Genomic DNA, 16,561 nt, shown 5'->3' with positions numbered 1-16,561 from the left:
CCGGCCATGGCGAGTGCCCTGCGGTTCGCATTCACGCGCGACAGTAGGGTGACTGAGGGTGAGCGCTGGCGTCACACGCCTGTGTTTCGGCAACCGGTTAGACGAAGTAGCGTGCGGTGTCGAAATGGTGTTCGGCGTGATCGACGAGTTGCAGAATAGTGTGCAGGTACTGCCCTTGCTCATCCTGATGCGCGAGATCCAATTCCGGCCCGTCCTCGACGGGAACGCCGTCTGCGTTCGTCATCACCCGTACCAATGGGCGTTCGGCGTTGGCCTTATCTTGCGCCGGTTTGATCACGACGGCCAGGGGCCCTGAGTCCAGTCGTACGACGCTCCCGATCGGGATGATCCCCACGCAGTTCACGAACAGTTTGAGCAGCACCGGATCGAAGGCCTGTCCGCTCTTCCCGAACATAAACTTGAGCACGTTCGCGGGAGACATCGGTTCGCGACGATACACGCGGGACGAGGTCATGGCGTCGTAACAATCCGCAATGGTGATGATGCGGCTGGCGACCGTTTGCGACCAGGGCACGCAGAGCTTGGGGTAGCCCGAGAAATCATAGTTCATATGGTGTTCAAACGAGGCGGCGGCCATGCGGGCTGGCACGTTGTTGATGCCGCGTGCCTTGACGAGGGTGAAGACGCCTTCGATGGGATGTGACCGCATGATAGCCCACTCGTCTTGCGTGAACTCTCCGGGCTTGTTAAGGACATCGAGGGAGATGGCACATTTCCCCACGTCATGAAAAAGCGCCGATAGGCCCAGGTCTGCCAGGTCGACTTTCGGGTAGCCGGCCCGATTGCCGAGGGCCATCGCCAGCAGCGAGACGTTCACGGAATGGTTGTGCGTGTATTGGTCGTGACAACGAAGATTCGTCAGCCCGAGCAGCGTGGATTCGTCCTGCATCAACAGTTCGACGATGTTCTGAATCGCCCGCTTGGCCTGCTTGAAACTGACGGTACCCCCGGCGCGTGTATTCTTGTTCAAATCGCCCAGCGCCGCCGCCGCCTTGGCATACCCGCCTTTGGCCAGGGCTCTCCGCTTGTCCTTCGAGCCCGCCGCATCCGAGGCGGATGTTCCAAGACCCGTCTTTAGCCCTCCGGCGGCTCCCTCGGTCTCCGCCACATGTTGCAACTGAAGCGTCCTGGGTTCTTCCAACTCGATACCTGTGACGCCGGCGCGTTGGAGTGCCTCCTGCAGATCCGCGAGCGCATGTTTTTCTGGGTCAAGGCTGACGAACAGGTAGGCGAATTCGCGATAATCCTTCGATTCAGCGCTCGAGGCGAACGAGACTCCCCCGATGTGCCATTTGTTCAGGGCCTCGATGATACTCGCAAATACCGCCATCTGTTGCGAACTCATTTTCAGATGGCTGTCCCCCAAAAATAGAAAGTCATTCTGCAGCCGGAGCACTACGGGATGATCCGCCGCCAAGGTCTTCACGAGGGTCAACATCGAGTCCACAGGCTTGTCGAGGGCCGCATTCGTGCGACCGTGGATGCGCGAGGTCTTGATGAGGACATTGAGTTGGGTGACCAGCTGTATACCCAACATCGCGAGTTGTTGATCGAGAATGTCGCCGGCTTCGGACCCCTTGGCGATCTTGTTCGCCAGTGATCGTTCATGGGTAAGGATCGGATGCGCGTCCTCTGCTGCCGAAGCCTGGTTGTTGGGGACTGGAGAGTCGCTCACGGGTGGAGTCCTCGCAATCAGGAGTTCGCTGCGGATGGAATCTGTCGTCGGTGGGCACGGTTGGCCATTGAGAGCGCGACACTGCAGGCCTGCTTGACGGCGCTGCCGCCTTTTTTCTGCCCGAGCTCCAGAGCGGTGACTGCGGCGGGTGTGGCGAGTTTGCCGAGGGTGTCTGCCGCGAGCAAGGCCAGTTCTTCCTTCTTTTTCCGATTCGTCCAGGACCATTCCGTCAGCAAGCCCTGCCAGTAGGGCACGGCCTCATCGCCGGCGGTGTGTTTGATCGCCAGGTAAATGGCTCGTTTCTCCGCGGGGGATCGGTCATAGAAGTCGTCGGCCGAGACAAATGGGACCCAGGCGGAAAATGGAGCCGCGTATTGTCCGCTGGCCAGTACCTTCATCGCAGTCAGGCGGACGGTTTCATCCCCATCACCCAGAAGCGCAACCAGTTTGGTGCCGCTCCCCGACGGGCGAAGGGTTGCGAGGAGACGCAACGCTTCGCGTCGAACGGTCGCCTCGGGATGTCGCAACGTTTTCTCGACGTGATCGCCGAAGCGCGGGTCGTTCCATCGGGAGAGGAGCGTGAGCAGGTTGCGTACGTAGGTCGGGCGCTTGTCCGTCAGTCCGCGGAGGATCGGTTCGGCATGATCGCGCGCGGTCGTTTGCAGGGCTTCCATGATCACGGCTTGATGTGCCGGGGTATCCAGCGTCGCCAAGACGGAGCAAAGCCCCGGAACCGCGTCCGGCTTCATCATCAGCAGCAGGGTGAGTAAGCCGTCGGTTTTGGCTTGCGGCGTGCGGTTCAGGTGCACTCCGATGGATTTCAGCCGCTCAGGCCGGTGCAGTCCATCGAACAGGCCGGCGACCTGTCGCCTGTGGCTGTCCGAGAGATCGGGGCGGACCGTCTCCGCTTCCTGCAGCATGGTCAGCACGGTTTCAAGCAGGGTCCATTCCCCCGCGCGTATCAACACATCAATAACACTGTCCCAGACGTCGAAGAGTTTGCTCAATAAGGCCGGCGAAGGTTCGGAGGCCAGGACGGCGGTCAGGATATCGAGAATATAGGTGGTGGGATTGCGTGCCGTTTCTCGTTGAATCTCTTGCGCGAGCATCTCATGCTCCTGCTCGGAGACGTCGTATCCGACCACGCTGGGTTGGAGTCGGCGGTGCCGGCTTGCGCTGTTCCCACCGGCGGTTCCGCCTGTTGCCGTCCCGTTCTCCGGCGCATCAGACCCGGCTGCGTCGTCTTTGCCGGCCGTCTTTTGGGCGCGTTCGCGGTCGAGGAGTTCGCGCAATGAAGTGACTGACAGGTTCATGTAGCCCTGGGTCTGCAGTTCGAGCTCGTCCTGGCCGAACCCGGACGACCGCACCAATTCCTCGGCGGTGACCACGGTGATGCTGTCGAGGTTCTTGGCCCATAACCGCGTCACAATGTCGTCGTCATCTTCCTGCTCGGCGGCGGCCTGTTCCGCCCCAGTCTCAGCGGCGGGTACGCCCCAGAGCGCATCGAGAAAGAAGGCGAGGTCTTCTTGCGTCAGTCCCTGGTGAAAGCTCAGTTCGCGAATGCCGTCCGAATACATCTTGAAAGCGAAGCTGTCTCCCGTTGCGTCACGCTCCGGCTCGTAGACAACTTCCTCTTTCAGGAATAGTTGGTTGCGTTGGACGAGGAGTGCGAGGTGGGTATGGTGCGCCAGATGCTTGGTCAAATCGTCATAGAACTGCTGAAAGAAACGTTGTGCGACCGGATTCTTGGTCCCGTAAGTGCGGGCGGACTTCGCCGCCTTGTCGAGCAGCTTCAACAGCTGCTTCACTGCGGCGACCTCCGGATCGACCTGGGCTTTCGTGAGCGGGGCGAGAGGAGTGCCTTCCGGGATCGGGACTGTAGGTTCCATAAGAGTCAGTCGTATCGCGAGGCTGTGTCTTCGTCAAGAAAATAGCCGCTCTGCGCAGGGCTCAAGCGCGTGGCGTCAACGTCGGCGCGAGTCGATGACCGGCGAATTCCCGGGATTGCGTCGCCTCAGCCCTGACAGTAGAATCCCTCCATGGTTTCTGGCACGCGACTCCCACTCATTCTCTGTTTCGGTGACAGCCTCACGGCTGGATACCAAGTGCCCAGCCCGTCGAACCCTGCTGCGGAAGACGCACCCTATGGTCAGGTCTTGCAGGAGCGCCTGGGCCGACGGGGGCTGGTTGAGGTCAGTGCGGTCTGCGGTGAGGTGACCGGTGAAATGGTGCTCCGGTTTCGTGCCGCCGTCCTCGATCGTCGTCCTCAGGTGGTGATCATCCTCGGGGGAACAAATGATCTCGGATGGAATGCCGATCCGGCTGAGATCATGCGCAACTTGCTCAAGATGTATGAACTGGCGCGGGCGAATTCAGTGGTGCCGGTTCCCGTGACCGTGCCGTCGATCCGTGTTGAACTGGGAGGAGAGAATCCGGAGGCCGCCGCGTGGCTTGCGCAACACATTCAGCGTCGTCAACGATTGAACGCCTTGATTGCAGAGTATGCCGGCTCGAAGGGCTTGCGGTATCTCGACCTCTTCACGGAGACGGCCGACCCGGACTCCCTCATGCTCGCGCAGCCGTACTCGAATGACGGACTCCATCTCACGACCTCCGGCTACCACCTGTTCGGCCGGTTGGCGTATGAGCGCCTGTTTGCCGACGATTCGTCTCTGCTCGGTTCTTCCCCCTCGGGCGCGGCACATCCATGATCGAGGAGGTGACGGATCAAAACTTCGCACGTGAAGTGGAGCAGGCCTCCATGCCGGTGCTGGTTGAGTTCTGGCAGCCTGGTTGTGGGCATTGCCTCGCGCTGTTGAGGCAGCTGGAGCAATTGCACGGGGAGTTGGGGGCGGCCGTGAAAATCGTGAAGATGAACGTGCAGGAAAACTTTCAGATCCCCGCGGAGCTGGAGATCAGCTCCTTGCCCGCACTCGCGTTGTTCGAAAAGGGAACGTTCTCCCGCTTTATCGGCGGAATCGGGAAGAAGGATGAGATTCGACGGCAACTGCCTCTTGCGTGAAACGGAGGCTCCGTGCCCGGCTGTTCCTACAACATGCGCCAGTTCCGGCCGTCGTTTTGAATCATCCGTTCCGCTTCCACGGGGCCCCAGGTTCCAGCCGGGTATTCCGGCAACCAGCGAAGTTTCTGTTGAGCCCACCCATCCAAAATTTTTGTGACCCAGTCCCAGGAGGCCTCCACCGCGTCGCGCCGCATGAAGCGTGAGGCGTCGCCGGCCATCACATCGAGCAGCAGCCGTTCATAGGCTTCCGGAGACGGGCATCCGAACACGTCGCTGTATTGGAAGTCCATCTCCACCGGATGGGTTTGCGCGCGGGTGCCGGGCACGCGCGAGATAATTCGGAGCGAAAGGCCTTCGTCCGGCTGAATTCGCAGGGTCAGCACATTGGCTGGTTGCGGCTGTGCCGGATTGGCGTTGAAGAGAATCTGGGGAATGTCCTTGAATTGCACGGCGACTTCACTGGCGCGTTTCGGGAGGGCCTTTCCGGTGCGCAGGTAAAAGGGCACGCCGGACCAGCGCCAGTTTTCGACGAACGCTTTGACCGCGACGTAGGTTTCCGTGATAGAGTTGGGATTCACCCCCTTCTCCCGGCGGTAGCCAGGCACGGGCTGGTCATGTGCGGTGCCCTCCGCATACTGTGCGCGAACCGTATACTGCGCGACATCCTGGCCGACGATGGGTCGAAGGCAGCGCAGCACCTCCATCTTGGCATTTCGTACCACGTCGGGGTCGAGTGAGTAGGGAGGCTCCATGGCGACGAGGCACAACAGTTGGAGCAGATGATTCTGGATCATGTCCCGCAACGCCCCAGCTTCCTCATAGTAGGTGGCTCTGGTGCCCACGCCCTCCGATTCGCTGACGGTGATCTGCACATGGTCGATGTATTTATGGTTCCAGATCGGTTCGAAAATGCTGTTGGCGAAGCGGACGACCATGAGGTTCTGCACCGTCTCTTTGCCAAGATAGTGGTCGATCCGGAAGATCTGGGATTCATCGAATACCTTCCCGGTTACCTCGTTGATCTCCCGAGCCGAGGCGAGATCACGGCCCACCGGTTTTTCGACGATGATGCGCGAGTAGGGGGGAGCCGTGTCCGCCGAGGTTGCGAGTCCCGAATGAGCCAATCCTTCACAGACGGAGGCAAAGGAGCTGGGGGGGATGCTGAGATAAAAAATCCGGTTTCCTGGCAGGTGCATATCCCGTTCGACCTGTTCGGCCTTGGCACGGAGCGCATGGTACGTCTGCGGATCTTCGTTTTCCCCTTGAATGTAAAACAGGTGGGATTGGAACGCGTCCCAGGTCTCCTGGACCAATGCCTGTCGCGAATGTTTGACGACTCCTTCCCGCACCATGGTGCGGAACTCATCGTCGGTCATCGGCTTCCGGCCCAGCCCGATCACCGCATATTTAGCCGGCAAGAGACCATCGAGTAGTAAGTTATAGACCGCCGGAATCAGGCGCCGACGGGCCAAGTCGCCCGAGCCACCGAAAATCACCAGGGTGCAGGGTTCAACGGGCGGTACGGATTCCGGCACGGGTTTGCAGTCGAGCGGGGTCGTAGGGGAGGACATGGTCTCGATCTTCCTTGGTGAAGGTCAGCGACGGACACTATGTCCGCCGAAGGCGTTGCGCAGGGCCGCCAGCATTTTTTCCGCGAACGATTCTTCCTGCCGTGAACGGAAGCGGGTGAACAGCGCCGCCGTCAGGGTCGGCACCGGCACGTCTTTGTCGATGGCATCCTGAATCATCCATCGTCCTTCGCCGGAGTCCTGCACGTACCCCTTCAGCTGTTCGAGTTTGGGGTCCTGTTTCAAGGCGCCGACGGCCAATTCCAACAGCCAGGAGCGGACCACGCTGCCGTGCATCCACAAGTCGGCGATTTTGCCCAGGTCGAGGCGGTACTCGCTTTTCGCCATGAGTTCGAATCCTTCGGCATAGCCCTGCATCATGCTGTACTCGATGCCGTTGTGGACCATTTTGACGTAGTGGCCGGCGCCGTGGCCCCCCATGTGGGCCCACCCTTGTTCCGGCGCCAATGTTTGAAAGACGGGGGTCAACCGCTGGACCGGCTCCTGTTCGCCGCCGATCATCAAGCAATAGCCGACCGTCAGTCCCCAGATGCCTCCGCTGGTGCCGACATCGACGTAGTGAATGCCTCGCGCCTTCAACTCGGTTGCGCGTCGTGTATCGTCATGGAAGCGGGTGTTGCCGCCGTCAATGATGGTATCGCCCGGTTGCAGCAGCGCGGCAACCGCTTGGATGGTCTCTTCGGTCGGCGCTCCAGACGGCACCATGATCCAGACGGCGCGAGGCGCGGTCAGGTGTGAGACGAGATCGCTCAGCGAGGTTGCGCCGATACATCCGGTACGCTTTGCCTGTGCGACGACTTCCGGTGCGCGGTCGTAGGCCACGATGCGGTGGTTACCCTGCCGCAGGCGTGTCACCATGTTCATCCCCATCTTGCCCAGCCCGACAAATCCTAATTCCATAGGTCATCCTCTCTGGTGAGTCCCGGTGTGTGATGACTGGTCGTGAGTCGGCCTCGCGCGGCGTGTGGCGATGCCGGTTTGGCGGATGGCTGATGGTATCACGGTCGGGCACGAACGCAAACACAAGGCCGCCTTGTTGGTGGCGGCCTTGTCAGTCCACGCGGGGCGGAAGGGGAATCTCGCGAAACAGGGTGTCGGCAAAGCGGCGACCGATGGTGAGGCGGTCGTGCAGGGTCGCTGCGCTCAAAAACTGGCTGGCCAACTCTCCAAGCGCCGCGTCGCGGGACGCGAGGAAACGCAGCGTGTCGACCGGTGCCGTGTACCAGAGTCCGCGAAGACGAAAGAACGCGGACACACAGTCTTCAAAGAACAATTGCAGGAGATATTGTGCCGTGTTGGGTCGGTCGCGCAGGTCCTCCACCTTGCCCAACCAATGTAGACATTCGGCCTTGAGGCGGATGCGTTCATGAATCCCTGCGGCCGGCGGGCCCTGGCGAAACCGTTGCGCAGCTTTGGCGATCAGTTGGGCGGCGATGTCTTCGTGGTCGTACAGAATCCGTCCCTTCCGGAGTAATGGCGCCAGACGGGTGGAATAGGCGAGATCCTCGGCCACGGTCTTGTGCTCGCCATACCGAATATCGACCAGCCGATCTCCCACGCGGATCATCTCCTGCGCGTCGGCCGGCCCCTTGACCAGCACGATGAGATCGATATCGCTGTGGGCCGTCACGGCGCGACGGGCGCCGGACCCGACCAGAATGATGCCGACCAAATCGCCTCCGCGTTTCGCGCGAATGTATTTCACGGCGCCTGTGACCGCGTCTTCATAGCCTGGCGGGGGGACGGCGGGAGGCATCTCGGGTGGTTCGGGAATGTCGAGTAACTCGGCCTTCAGCTCTTCCGACGAAGGAAGAGTGGGCGTCGATTGCGGTAACGAATCGGTCAGGTGTGAGTCCATATCTACCCTTCGACGTGGTCAGGCGGCCTGCACACGTCGTATCTGTTGCTCCAAGGTGCCGAGCCACGTGTCGAACGGCTGGTCGGCATCCACGATAATCTCAAGTTTTCCATTAGGAAGTTTGCGGACGATCCCCGGGCTTTCCGGTGAGAGGGGAATTTCCACCCATTCGCGATTGATGCCCAAGGCATCGGTCAGGTCAAGAATGCGGCTGATCTGTTGAAACGAGACGGCGTGGAGTGACACTCATTCCTCTTAGCTTCGCTGCGCGTGCCTGCATTGTATATGAGCGGGCAGGCGACCTGTCAACGTAAAGACCAGGCGATTAGGCGAGTACGCGTGCGATGGCGTCGGCCGCCTGCTCAATGGCCTGGGCCGACACGTCCAGGTGAGTGACGGCACGACAGCTTCGTGGGCTCACGGCGTTCAGCAGTACGCCTTCCTGCCGGAGGGCCGCAACGAAGGCATGAGCCGAGAGCCGTGGGCTGTGCACCTCAAAAAACAGGATGTTCGTTTCCACGACGGCTGGGTTGATGGAGACCCCAGGGATCTGTTCGAGTCTGGCCGCCAGCCGTTTGGCATGGGCATGGTCTTCTGCGAGCCGTTGAACGTGGTGTTCCAACGCATAGAGTCCTGCAGCCGCCAGAATTCCGGATTGGCGCATCGCGCCTCCATACATGCGGCGGAAGCGTCGCAGCCGTTCCAGCAGAGCAAGGTCGTCGGTCGCGATCAACGACCCGGCTGGTGCGCCCAGTCCCTTGGAGAGGCAAAAGGTGACCGTTTCAAAATGACGCGCATAGTCGGCGGCGGAAACTCCTGACGCGACGACCGCATTAAACAGACGGGCGCCGTCGAGGTGCATGGGCAATCCGTGGGCACTCGCCACAGCGCGGATGGCTTGGATGGTGGCCAGCGGGTAGATGGTCCCGCCGCCCGCATTGTGCGTGTTCTCGATACAGATCAGTGCGGTTTGAATACTGTAGGGATCGGTGGGCCGGATGGCCGCTTCGACCTGCTCGGCGGTCATGAGGCCGTGCCGGCCGGTGATCCAATGGAGTTGCACTCCCGCCAGTGCCGCTGCCGCGCCCTGTTCATAGCGGATGATATGGCCCTGACCTTCAACGATGACTTCACGTCCTGGCTCGGCCTGCGCCCGGACGCACAGCTGATTGCCGAGCGTGCCTGAGGGCACGAACAGCGCGGCGCGTTTTCCCACGAGGGCGGCGCCGACATCCTGCAGCCGGTTGACCGTGGGGTCTTCGCCGTAAATGTCATCACCCACTTCGGCACGGGCCATGGCCTCGCGCATGGCGGGGGACGGTTTGGTGACCGTATCACTACGGAGGTCAATCATGAACGAGGACCTGTCTCCACGGGGGACTCGGTTGCGTCACTGAACGGAGCGGGGGGCATTGTAGCAAATTTTCTTCGTGCGCGGGATTGCAGGCCTGGTACACTGCGCCCACGTTGAGCCCTATGGAGAGATGGCGTCGATCAGTGATCCGGTTCGTGCAGGCGGAGCCGCAGGAATTATGGCCGTTGGCCTGGTCCTTCGGATATTTTTTCTGCCTGCTCTGCGGCTACTACATTCTTCGTCCCGTACGCGATGAAATGGCGATCCAAGGGGGCGTGCAGCATTTGCCCTGGATGATGACGGGCACGTTCCTCACCCTGCTGGCCGTCACGCCTCTCTTTGGTTGGTTGTCCGCGCGGTATTCTCGCTACCGGTTGTTGCTCGCCGTCTACCTCTTCTTCATTGCCAACCTGCTGGTGCTGTACCTGTTGATGACGGGCGGCCGGTTTATGGAATGGATCGCCCGCGGATTCTTTGTGTGGCTGTCGGTCTTCAATCTGTTCGTGGTGTCGGTGTTTTGGAGTTTCATGGCCGATCTCTTCACGCCGGCCCAGGGCGCCCGACTTTTCGGGGTCATTGCGGCCGGTGGCAGTACGGGGGCCCTGTTCGGTCCTCTCATCACCACCGGACTGACCTATATCTTTCCCGTTCCTGTGCTTATGCTCGCCTCGGCCCTGTTTCTGGCGGCCTGTATCTTCTGTATCTATAAGCTGGAGGTGTGGAGTCGGAGCCGATCCGCCTTCCATCGCGAGAGCAGCGGCGAACCGCTGGGAGGTGGGTTTTTGGCCGGTGTGCGCCTCGTCTGGTCTTCGCCCTATCTGCTCGGGATCTGCGGCTATCTCACCTGCTTGACGATGACCGCAACCTTCCTCTACTTCGAGCAGGTGCGTCTGGTGGCCGAGCATTTCAATCAGCCGGAAGCCAGAACGCGGTTTTTCTCGATGCTGGATTTCACGACCAATCTCCTCACATGGCTGACTCAGCTCTTCATCACGAACCGTGTGGTGTCCCGGTTCGGATTGGTCGTGGCGCTGCTCTTTCTACCGGCAGTCAGTCTGCTGGGGTTCTTGGGCATCGCCTTGTGGCCTGGGCTGGTGCTGTATGTCGTCTTTTCCGTGCTGCGCCGGGTGGGGGAATATGCGCTGTCCAAACCGGCGCGCGAAGTCCTGTTCACGGTGGTCAGTCGTGAGGAGAAATACAAAGCGAAGAATTTCATCGATACGGCGATCTCGCGCGCCGGGGATGCCTCAACGGGGTGGCTGGTGTCTGGCGTGAAGGCGCTTGGCGTGACGACCGCGCAGATTGCCTGGGGACTGGTGCCGCTCATGGGCTTATGGGCCTGGCTTGGCCGATGGTTGGCCGCACAGCAACGCAAGCAGAGCGGCTCGGGGTAAGCCGGCGACCTGATGGCTCGATCTCAATTCCGTGGCCGGACACGCTTTGACTCGCAAAAAAATCGCATGGTATAGTCCGGCGCGAAACGTAATGTGTTGCCGTGATGCCGGTGATGTGCTGATTTCCCTACTCTATGAATACACACCGGATTGTCACCGTACCTGTCTCACCACCTTGGGGTCACAATGGTTGAAGTTCCAGTTAAACTTTACCTTGATAAAGTATTAAAGACGGCTCGTGAGGCGGTCCGTCCGACGTCGTTGCTGACAGGGCCGGTCCGAGAGACAGCCTTGCGTGCCATGGCGGCGGCGATTGCGGAGAAGGAAGAAGCGATCCTTGCCGCGAATGAGACGGATGTGGACGCGGTGGGCAAGTCCATGACGGGATACGAGAACCGGGAACGGGTGCGTGACGCCGTGGCGAGAATTCGCATGGCGGCCGACGACGTGAAGGCGTTGGTGGATCGATTGCATCGCATCGCCGACTTGCCGGACCCGCTCGGTGAGGTCTTGGGGCGCCACGACGAACCGAATGGATTGCAGGTCGGTCGGGTGCGCGTGCCGATCGGGCTCATCGGCGTCATTTCCGAATTGTCTCCATTGGAAACCATCGAGGCGATAGCACTCTGTTTGAAGTCGGGCAATGTCTGTGTGTTCCGCGGGTCGCCGGATTGGACGCACACGCAGGAGATCATCGCCGCCGCGCTGACCACAGCCATGACGGAGGCGGGGATTCCCCGGGGTGCCTGCACCATCATCGATCGACCGGAGAAGGAAGCGGCGCTTGAGTTGATCAAGTCCGGCAAGGCGTTGGATGCAATTATTCCGCGCGGCGGCGCCGGGTTGCGCAAGGTTGTGCAGGAACAGGCGAGGGTGCCGATTCTCTGTCACGACGGCGGGATCACCCACGTCTACATCGACGATGATGTCGAAATCCCTCTGGCGCAAAATATCGTCGTCAATTCGAAGGTGCAAAATCCCTCGGCGCCCAACTCGCTGGATACACTGCTGGTCCATCAGGGGATCGCCCGTCCGCTGTTGTCGGCCTTGATTCTTCGGTTGTTGGACGAGTTCAAGATCGATATCTACGGCTGTCCGAAAACGGTGTCCCTCATGGGGCAGATGTTGATGACCGGGCATAAGGCGGTCAAGCCGGCACAGGAGAGCGACTGGCGCAAACAGTTTCAGGGACCAAGCATGGCCATCAAGATGGTGCCAGGGTTCGACGATGCCCTCGCGCACATCGCCCAACATGGTCCCAGTCATACCTGTGTCATTGTCACCAAATCGTACGAGTCCGCGATGCGCTTTACCCGGGAGGTCGATGCGGGTTCCGTCCTGGTCAATGCGTCCTCGCGGCTGAATGCCGGCGACAGCCTGGGGTTCGGCGCGGATATCGGACTCAGTTCCGCCCGCCATCATGCGCGCGGACCGATCGGTCTCAACCAACTCACCTGCGAGAAATATGTGGTATTCGGCAGCGGGCAACTGCGGCATCCGCATCCGGTGCCCCTGGCCTACGAAGATGCCATCATGCTGAAACGGCCGTAAGGCGCGAATCGTGACGCGTTTTTCGGGAAGAGGACTTTGTGCCTGGCGACTCGAATGACGAGATACGAACGTCGCTGGAGCAACACCTCAAGGCCTGGGGCCTCCGCCGCTTCACCTCCGACCGCGACTACTTCGCCTGGCAACAACGCACGTTCAGTCGGAATGACCTAGACGCACTCCACCGTGCCGTGGAAACCAGGCGGCAGGGAGGCAGCGCCGCCGACCAGGCCTTTTACGATCTGACGGCCCAACCTTCCCTCATCCCCGCACTCTATAGCCAGCGCTACGATTATTACCTCGAGGTCGGGTCTCGAATCTCGGCGGTGCTCGATCCGGACCAGCCGATTCTCGACGCCGGGTGCGGTATCGGCATCCTGACCACGTTCTATGCGGCTCAGCATCCGACCTGCTGGGTCATCGGGATCGACCGGTCGAGTGCCTCGATCGACCAGGCCCGCCGACGCGCCAAAGAATTGGGATTAGACAACGTGCGGTTCGAATGCTACGACCTTGAGAAGGACGCCCTTCCGGAGCGGTACCCGGCGGTCATCGCAACCCATGTGCTGTTTCAATCCGAGCGGGACCTTGGGGTGCCGAGCCGGTCATGGGCGACGTTCGATCGGGATAGCGATCCGCTCACACAAGAGGCATTCGAGGCGCGAACGGGGATCGGACCTCGCTTGGATCGGCTGTCTGTGGCACTGGCTCCCGGCGGCCGGGCGATCCTGTTCGAGAAAGCGCGGTTGCTCTCCCGCCGCATCCCGTTTCAACGGGCCCTGGCAGCCCGGGGGTTATTTCCCTTACTCAGGCCGGAACCGATCCGCTATGCCTCGGTGGAAGAGATCACGGAGGATGGTCCCCTGTACATCCTCTCGCGAGGTCCGGCGTCGTTCCTCTGGGACGAGCAGCCCGAGCCGGATGAAGGAGCTCAACTGGATCTTTCCGCGATCATGCAGGCCCGCGGCACTGACGAGGCTCCGCTGTATGAGAACCATTGGCCCTCGGCTCAGGTGGCATGGGCGCAGTTGCCGGCGCGGCAGGTTGTGCGTGAAGTGACCAGGGATGAGGCCGACGGCCGGCAACTACACGTTGAACAGGGCTTGAGCGGAGATCTCATGTACCTGTATGTCGCCAATACCTTCGATCAGCGTCAGTTGGTGGTCGTGGAAGCGGCCCGGCGGGGGATGCTGGAACAGTATTACCGGGAGATCGTAGGTGAGAATTCGTGATGGGGAACCGGAGTCGGCGAAGCCGGCGGCGGCATGGACAGGTGAGGCGAAACCGGAGATAATGCCCGCCCGATGACGCAGACGAACACACCACCTTCACGGACGGCCCTTGAAGTCGTCGGCTTGATTCCCGCCGCGGGCCAAGCCAAACGGCTGCAGCCGTTCCCCTGCAGCAAGGAAGTCTATCCCGTCGGCTTCGCCCTCGACGAGAAGACCGGGCTGCCGCGTCCGAAAGTCGCGGCCCACTACTTACTGGAAAAATTCCGGGTCGCCGGAATCACGAAGGCCTTCTTCGTGATCAAAGACGGCAAATGGGACATTCCGAACTATTTTCGAGAGGGCGACCTGGTCGGTCTGTCGCTGGCCTATCTCGTGATCGGCGGATCGCTGGGGCCGCCGGATACCATCGATCGCGCCTATCCGTTTATCGAACAGAAATGCGTGGCGTTTGGCTTTCCGGATATTGTGTTCGGGCCCGACGATGCCTATCGACAGTTGATCGCAGCGCAGGAGCGAACCGGCGCGGATGTGGTCTTAGGCCTGCATCGGGTATATGACCACCGCGTGTGGGACATGGTGGAGTGCGATGCCGACGGCCTCGTGCGGAATATTGTGATGAAACCGGCAGCGACGACGTTGATCTACGGCTGGTGCTGCGCGGTTTGGACGCCCACCTTCTCGCAGTTTCTCCACCACTTTCTGCGCGCAGAGGAGACACGCCGCAATTTGGCGCAATTGGCCAATCCCGCCCATGATCTGGGCGGAGATCTCGCTGTGGGCGTCGTGCTGCAGGCCGCGCTCAAGGCGGGGCTGGTTCTGCACAGCGTGATTTTCCCTCACGATACCTATATCGATATCGGCACGCCGGGGGATCTTGCCAAAGCGGTGCGGGAGTTTAGCCTAAAATAGGTTGATGCCGATTGTGCTCGCGTCACGGTCTGCCGTTGTTTGCCTCATCCATCCAATGGGGCTGTGCAGGCAGATCTCCCACCCTCGTGCCTTCTAAAACCTTGCGGCAGCGCCGGTACTGTCTCGAATACGCCGATCGATGAATGGCGGCGGGCACCAAGTACATTGTGATCGCCGACCAGCCGGGCGGCGGACTATTCGAGCGGTTTCACCGTGAGTGCGTTCGATTTCACGTAATTCAATGGCCACACACGGGTGATTTGGTCGGGATGGTTGCCGCCAGTGAGCCGGACCTTGACCACGCTCCCACCGAGGAAGACGACCGTGGCCGGTTCGATTTTCACAAAGACCGTTTCCTTCTCACGGATGTGCACGTTGATATTTTCCGTCGAGATAAACAGTTCGGGCGACCATTTCACGTGCAGAACGTATGAGCCTGCTGGAAGGCTGATCCAGGTAAATTCTTTCGAGGCGAGGTCGCCCACCTGTTGGTCATTGATATACACGGTGGCCTTACGAAGCGCCGGCGGAGAATCGGGTCGATAGATATAGAGCACGGTTTGGTCCGCTGTGGGAGAAGGAGCCTCTTGAAAGGGGATGTGAGAGAAGCATCCCGGCATCCCCAATAAGCACAGCGTCAATCCAAGGCTCAACAGCCGGTGGGGCATGAAGTGTCTCCTCCTGGAAGGGGTGAGCTGCGGGCGTATCGGATGCTCGACTGTGGGTGCGGCATTAGGACGTGGGATGGCCCGGCGTACTCTTGGCCCGAATGGACTCGGCTCTCTCCGCAAAGGCATCCGCCTCAGCATTCCGGTTTTGATCCCGAAGAAACTGCGCATAGAGGCCTAGGGCCTTGGCAAGGGCGAGATGATCGGGACCGTAGGTGCTTTCTGTAAGCGTCAGGCCACGCGTGAACAGAGGCTCCGCGTCCCTGCGTCCCTGCTTCCAAACCGCAACCGCCAGAGACACTAGCGTATTGGCAAGCTTTGTGGAACTCGGACCAGTCTGCTGCTCATAAATCGCTATGGCTCGGCGGAGCTGTTGCTCCGCATGGGCATAGTGTTTGATGGCGAACAGCGCCTCTGCATGATTCGTCAGTGCGACGGCCACTTCTGGGTGAGACGTCCCGGAGCTTCGCTCCACCATGTGGATGACTTGGCCGTAGAGTGGCTCCGCTTCTTCCGGATGCCCACGAACAAGCTGAAGGGCCGACCAGGTAGAAAGACTGGCGGCAGTTTGAGGATGATTGTCGCCTAGTCGCTTCTGCGCGGTTTCATAAGACCGTTTCAAGATCGGCTCTGCCTCGTCCAGTCGATTTTGCGTGAGTAGGAGGGCGCCGAGATGGCGAAGGGCCAGGCACAGTTTGGATGGATCAGGACTCTCAGATTTCGCCCACAGTGTGACGACCTGTCGCACCAGACTCTCTGCTTCGCCCACGCGATTAGTCATCAGGTATAGACTGGCCAAGCCCATCATCGGCTCGCCTAGGCGAGGGTCTTGAGGGCCGTATGCTGCAGCAATGTGCCTCTGCGATTGCGTGTACAGTTGTTTGGCTTCGCCGAGTGATCCATGGTCTCCAGCAATGTTCCCCAGCATGGACTCTGTCATCCCAACTTCACCGCTCTCAGGCCCGAAGAGATGCCGATATATGCCAAGTGCCTGCTCGGCATAGGCCCAGGCGGCGGCATAGTTGCCCCTTCTTGAGGTGACGGAGGAGAGGCTCCGTAGCGACCTTGCCAAGCGAGCGTCCTCGGCTCCGAACTCCTGAGCGCGTTTGACGGCTTGCGAATAGTAGTATTCGGCTTCAGCATATCGCCAATGCTCCTGTTCGATGTCACCCTTGTGAATGAGCGTTTCCCAGGAAGGCGGAAAGGAGGGCGGGGAAGATACGTGGGGATGTGGACAAGCCGTCAGGAGCAAAGCGATGCCGGTCACCATGACCGTGCTGATCCTCATCGT

At 60.4% G+C, this 16,561-nt stretch carries 15 protein-coding genes; 6 read left to right on the top strand and 9 right to left on the bottom strand.

Features of this window, described 5'->3' with window-relative positions; translation table 11 throughout:
- Nucleotides 1–97: 97 nt before the first annotated feature.
- Complete coding sequence (locus KJA79_RS20425) at nucleotides 98–1,696, bottom strand: HD-GYP domain-containing protein (RefSeq protein ID WP_213043946.1); 1,599 nt, start codon at nucleotides 1,694–1,696, stop codon at nucleotides 98–100.
- A gap of 17 nt (nucleotides 1,697–1,713) precedes the next feature.
- Nucleotides 1,714–3,585, bottom strand: a complete 1,872-nt coding sequence (locus tag KJA79_RS20420; protein WP_213043945.1) for a HEAT repeat domain-containing protein — start codon at nucleotides 3,583–3,585, stop codon at nucleotides 1,714–1,716.
- A 150-nt stretch (nucleotides 3,586–3,735) separates the two neighbouring features.
- Between KJA79_RS20420 and KJA79_RS20415 the strand changes: the two genes are divergently transcribed.
- Nucleotides 3,736–4,407 (top strand): SGNH/GDSL hydrolase family protein, encoded by a 672-nt coding sequence (locus KJA79_RS20415; protein WP_213043944.1) that lies wholly within the window; start codon nucleotides 3,736–3,738, stop codon nucleotides 4,405–4,407.
- Nucleotides 4,404–4,718 (top strand): thioredoxin family protein, encoded by a 315-nt coding sequence (locus KJA79_RS20410; RefSeq protein ID WP_213043943.1) that lies wholly within the window; start codon nucleotides 4,404–4,406, stop codon nucleotides 4,716–4,718. The genes KJA79_RS20415 and KJA79_RS20410 overlap by 4 nt, the downstream gene beginning before the upstream one ends.
- A gap of 26 nt (nucleotides 4,719–4,744) precedes the next feature.
- Here KJA79_RS20410 and zwf read toward each other — a convergent pair whose 3' ends face one another.
- The 5 genes from zwf to KJA79_RS20385 all read right to left on the bottom strand — a co-directional run bounded on the left by zwf (nucleotide 4,745) and on the right by KJA79_RS20385 (nucleotide 9,519).
- Nucleotides 4,745–6,289 (bottom strand): glucose-6-phosphate dehydrogenase, encoded by a 1,545-nt coding sequence (gene zwf, locus KJA79_RS20405; protein WP_213043942.1) that lies wholly within the window; start codon nucleotides 6,287–6,289, stop codon nucleotides 4,745–4,747.
- 24 nt (nucleotides 6,290–6,313) lie between these two features.
- The gene (gene gnd, locus KJA79_RS20400; protein WP_213043941.1) at nucleotides 6,314–7,207 is read right to left on the bottom strand and encodes a phosphogluconate dehydrogenase (NAD(+)-dependent, decarboxylating); all 894 of its coding nucleotides are present in this window, start codon (nucleotides 7,205–7,207) and stop codon (nucleotides 6,314–6,316) included.
- Between the two features lie 151 nt (nucleotides 7,208–7,358).
- Nucleotides 7,359–8,165, bottom strand: a complete 807-nt coding sequence (locus tag KJA79_RS20395; RefSeq protein WP_213043940.1) for a nucleotidyltransferase domain-containing protein — start codon at nucleotides 8,163–8,165, stop codon at nucleotides 7,359–7,361.
- Between the two features lie 18 nt (nucleotides 8,166–8,183).
- Complete coding sequence (locus tag KJA79_RS20390) at nucleotides 8,184–8,411, bottom strand: hypothetical protein (RefSeq protein WP_213043939.1); 228 nt, start codon at nucleotides 8,409–8,411, stop codon at nucleotides 8,184–8,186.
- Nucleotides 8,412–8,490: 79 nt separating this feature from the next.
- A complete protein-coding gene (locus KJA79_RS20385) occupies nucleotides 8,491–9,519 on the bottom strand; it encodes a threonine aldolase family protein (protein WP_213043938.1) in 1,029 nt (342 codons plus the stop codon).
- 122 nt (nucleotides 9,520–9,641) lie between these two features.
- Here KJA79_RS20385 and KJA79_RS20380 point away from each other — a divergent pair, with 122 nt between their 5' ends.
- From KJA79_RS20380 to KJA79_RS20365, 4 genes are all read left to right on the top strand, one after another.
- Nucleotides 9,642–10,913 (top strand): NTP/NDP exchange transporter, encoded by a 1,272-nt coding sequence (locus KJA79_RS20380; RefSeq protein ID WP_213043937.1) that lies wholly within the window; start codon nucleotides 9,642–9,644, stop codon nucleotides 10,911–10,913.
- Nucleotides 10,914–11,099: 186 nt separating this feature from the next.
- Nucleotides 11,100–12,464 (top strand): glutamate-5-semialdehyde dehydrogenase, encoded by a 1,365-nt coding sequence (locus KJA79_RS20375; protein ID WP_213043936.1) that lies wholly within the window; start codon nucleotides 11,100–11,102, stop codon nucleotides 12,462–12,464.
- Between the two features lie 38 nt (nucleotides 12,465–12,502).
- Nucleotides 12,503–13,693, top strand: a complete 1,191-nt coding sequence (locus KJA79_RS20370; protein WP_213043935.1) for an SAM-dependent methyltransferase — start codon at nucleotides 12,503–12,505, stop codon at nucleotides 13,691–13,693.
- A 72-nt stretch (nucleotides 13,694–13,765) separates the two neighbouring features.
- Complete coding sequence (locus KJA79_RS20365) at nucleotides 13,766–14,602, top strand: nucleotidyltransferase family protein (RefSeq protein WP_213043934.1); 837 nt, start codon at nucleotides 13,766–13,768, stop codon at nucleotides 14,600–14,602.
- 194 nt (nucleotides 14,603–14,796) lie between these two features.
- On the opposite strand, the gene KJA79_RS20360 is transcribed toward KJA79_RS20365, so the two are convergent.
- Both KJA79_RS20360 and KJA79_RS20355 read right to left on the bottom strand, forming a co-directional pair.
- Nucleotides 14,797–15,270: a DUF2846 domain-containing protein gene (locus KJA79_RS20360; protein ID WP_213043933.1), complete on the bottom strand. Its 474-nt coding sequence runs from the start codon at nucleotides 15,268–15,270 to the stop codon at nucleotides 14,797–14,799.
- A 64-nt stretch (nucleotides 15,271–15,334) separates the two neighbouring features.
- Nucleotides 15,335–16,558, bottom strand: a complete 1,224-nt coding sequence (locus tag KJA79_RS20355; RefSeq protein WP_246507831.1) for a tetratricopeptide repeat protein — start codon at nucleotides 16,556–16,558, stop codon at nucleotides 15,335–15,337.
- Nucleotides 16,559–16,561 lie beyond the last annotated feature (3 nt).

Source organism: Nitrospira defluvii (assembly GCF_905220995.1).
In the GTDB taxonomy this organism is placed as follows: Bacteria; Nitrospirota; Nitrospiria; order Nitrospirales; family Nitrospiraceae; genus Nitrospira_A; species Nitrospira_A defluvii_C.
This window is presented reverse-complemented; position numbering and strand designations above follow the sequence as displayed.

Bases quoted from the DNA above. Each gene is read 5' to 3' on its own strand.
- KJA79_RS20420 (WP_213043945.1), bottom strand. From the start codon at position 3,585: ATGGAACCTACAGTCCCGATCCCGGAAGGCACTCCTCTCGCCCCGCTC.
- KJA79_RS20415 (WP_213043944.1), top strand. From the start codon at position 3,736: ATGGTTTCTGGCACGCGACTCCCACTCATTCTCTGTTTCGGTGACAGC.
- KJA79_RS20410 (WP_213043943.1), top strand. From the start codon at position 4,404: ATGATCGAGGAGGTGACGGATCAAAACTTCGCACGTGAAGTGGAGCAG.
- zwf (WP_213043942.1), bottom strand. From the start codon at position 6,289: ATGTCCTCCCCTACGACCCCGCTCGACTGCAAACCCGTGCCGGAATCC.
- gnd (WP_213043941.1), bottom strand. From the start codon at position 7,207: ATGGAATTAGGATTTGTCGGGCTGGGCAAGATGGGGATGAACATGGTG.
- KJA79_RS20395 (WP_213043940.1), bottom strand. From the start codon at position 8,165: ATGGACTCACACCTGACCGATTCGTTACCGCAATCGACGCCCACTCTT.
- KJA79_RS20385 (WP_213043938.1), bottom strand. From the start codon at position 9,519: ATGATTGACCTCCGTAGTGATACGGTCACCAAACCGTCCCCCGCCATG.
- KJA79_RS20380 (WP_213043937.1), top strand. From the start codon at position 9,642: ATGGAGAGATGGCGTCGATCAGTGATCCGGTTCGTGCAGGCGGAGCCG.
- KJA79_RS20375 (WP_213043936.1), top strand. From the start codon at position 11,100: ATGGTTGAAGTTCCAGTTAAACTTTACCTTGATAAAGTATTAAAGACG.
- KJA79_RS20365 (WP_213043934.1), top strand. From the start codon at position 13,766: ATGACGCAGACGAACACACCACCTTCACGGACGGCCCTTGAAGTCGTC.
- KJA79_RS20360 (WP_213043933.1), bottom strand. From the start codon at position 15,270: ATGCCCCACCGGCTGTTGAGCCTTGGATTGACGCTGTGCTTATTGGGG.
- KJA79_RS20355 (WP_246507831.1), bottom strand. From the start codon at position 16,558: ATGAGGATCAGCACGGTCATGGTGACCGGCATCGCTTTGCTCCTGACG.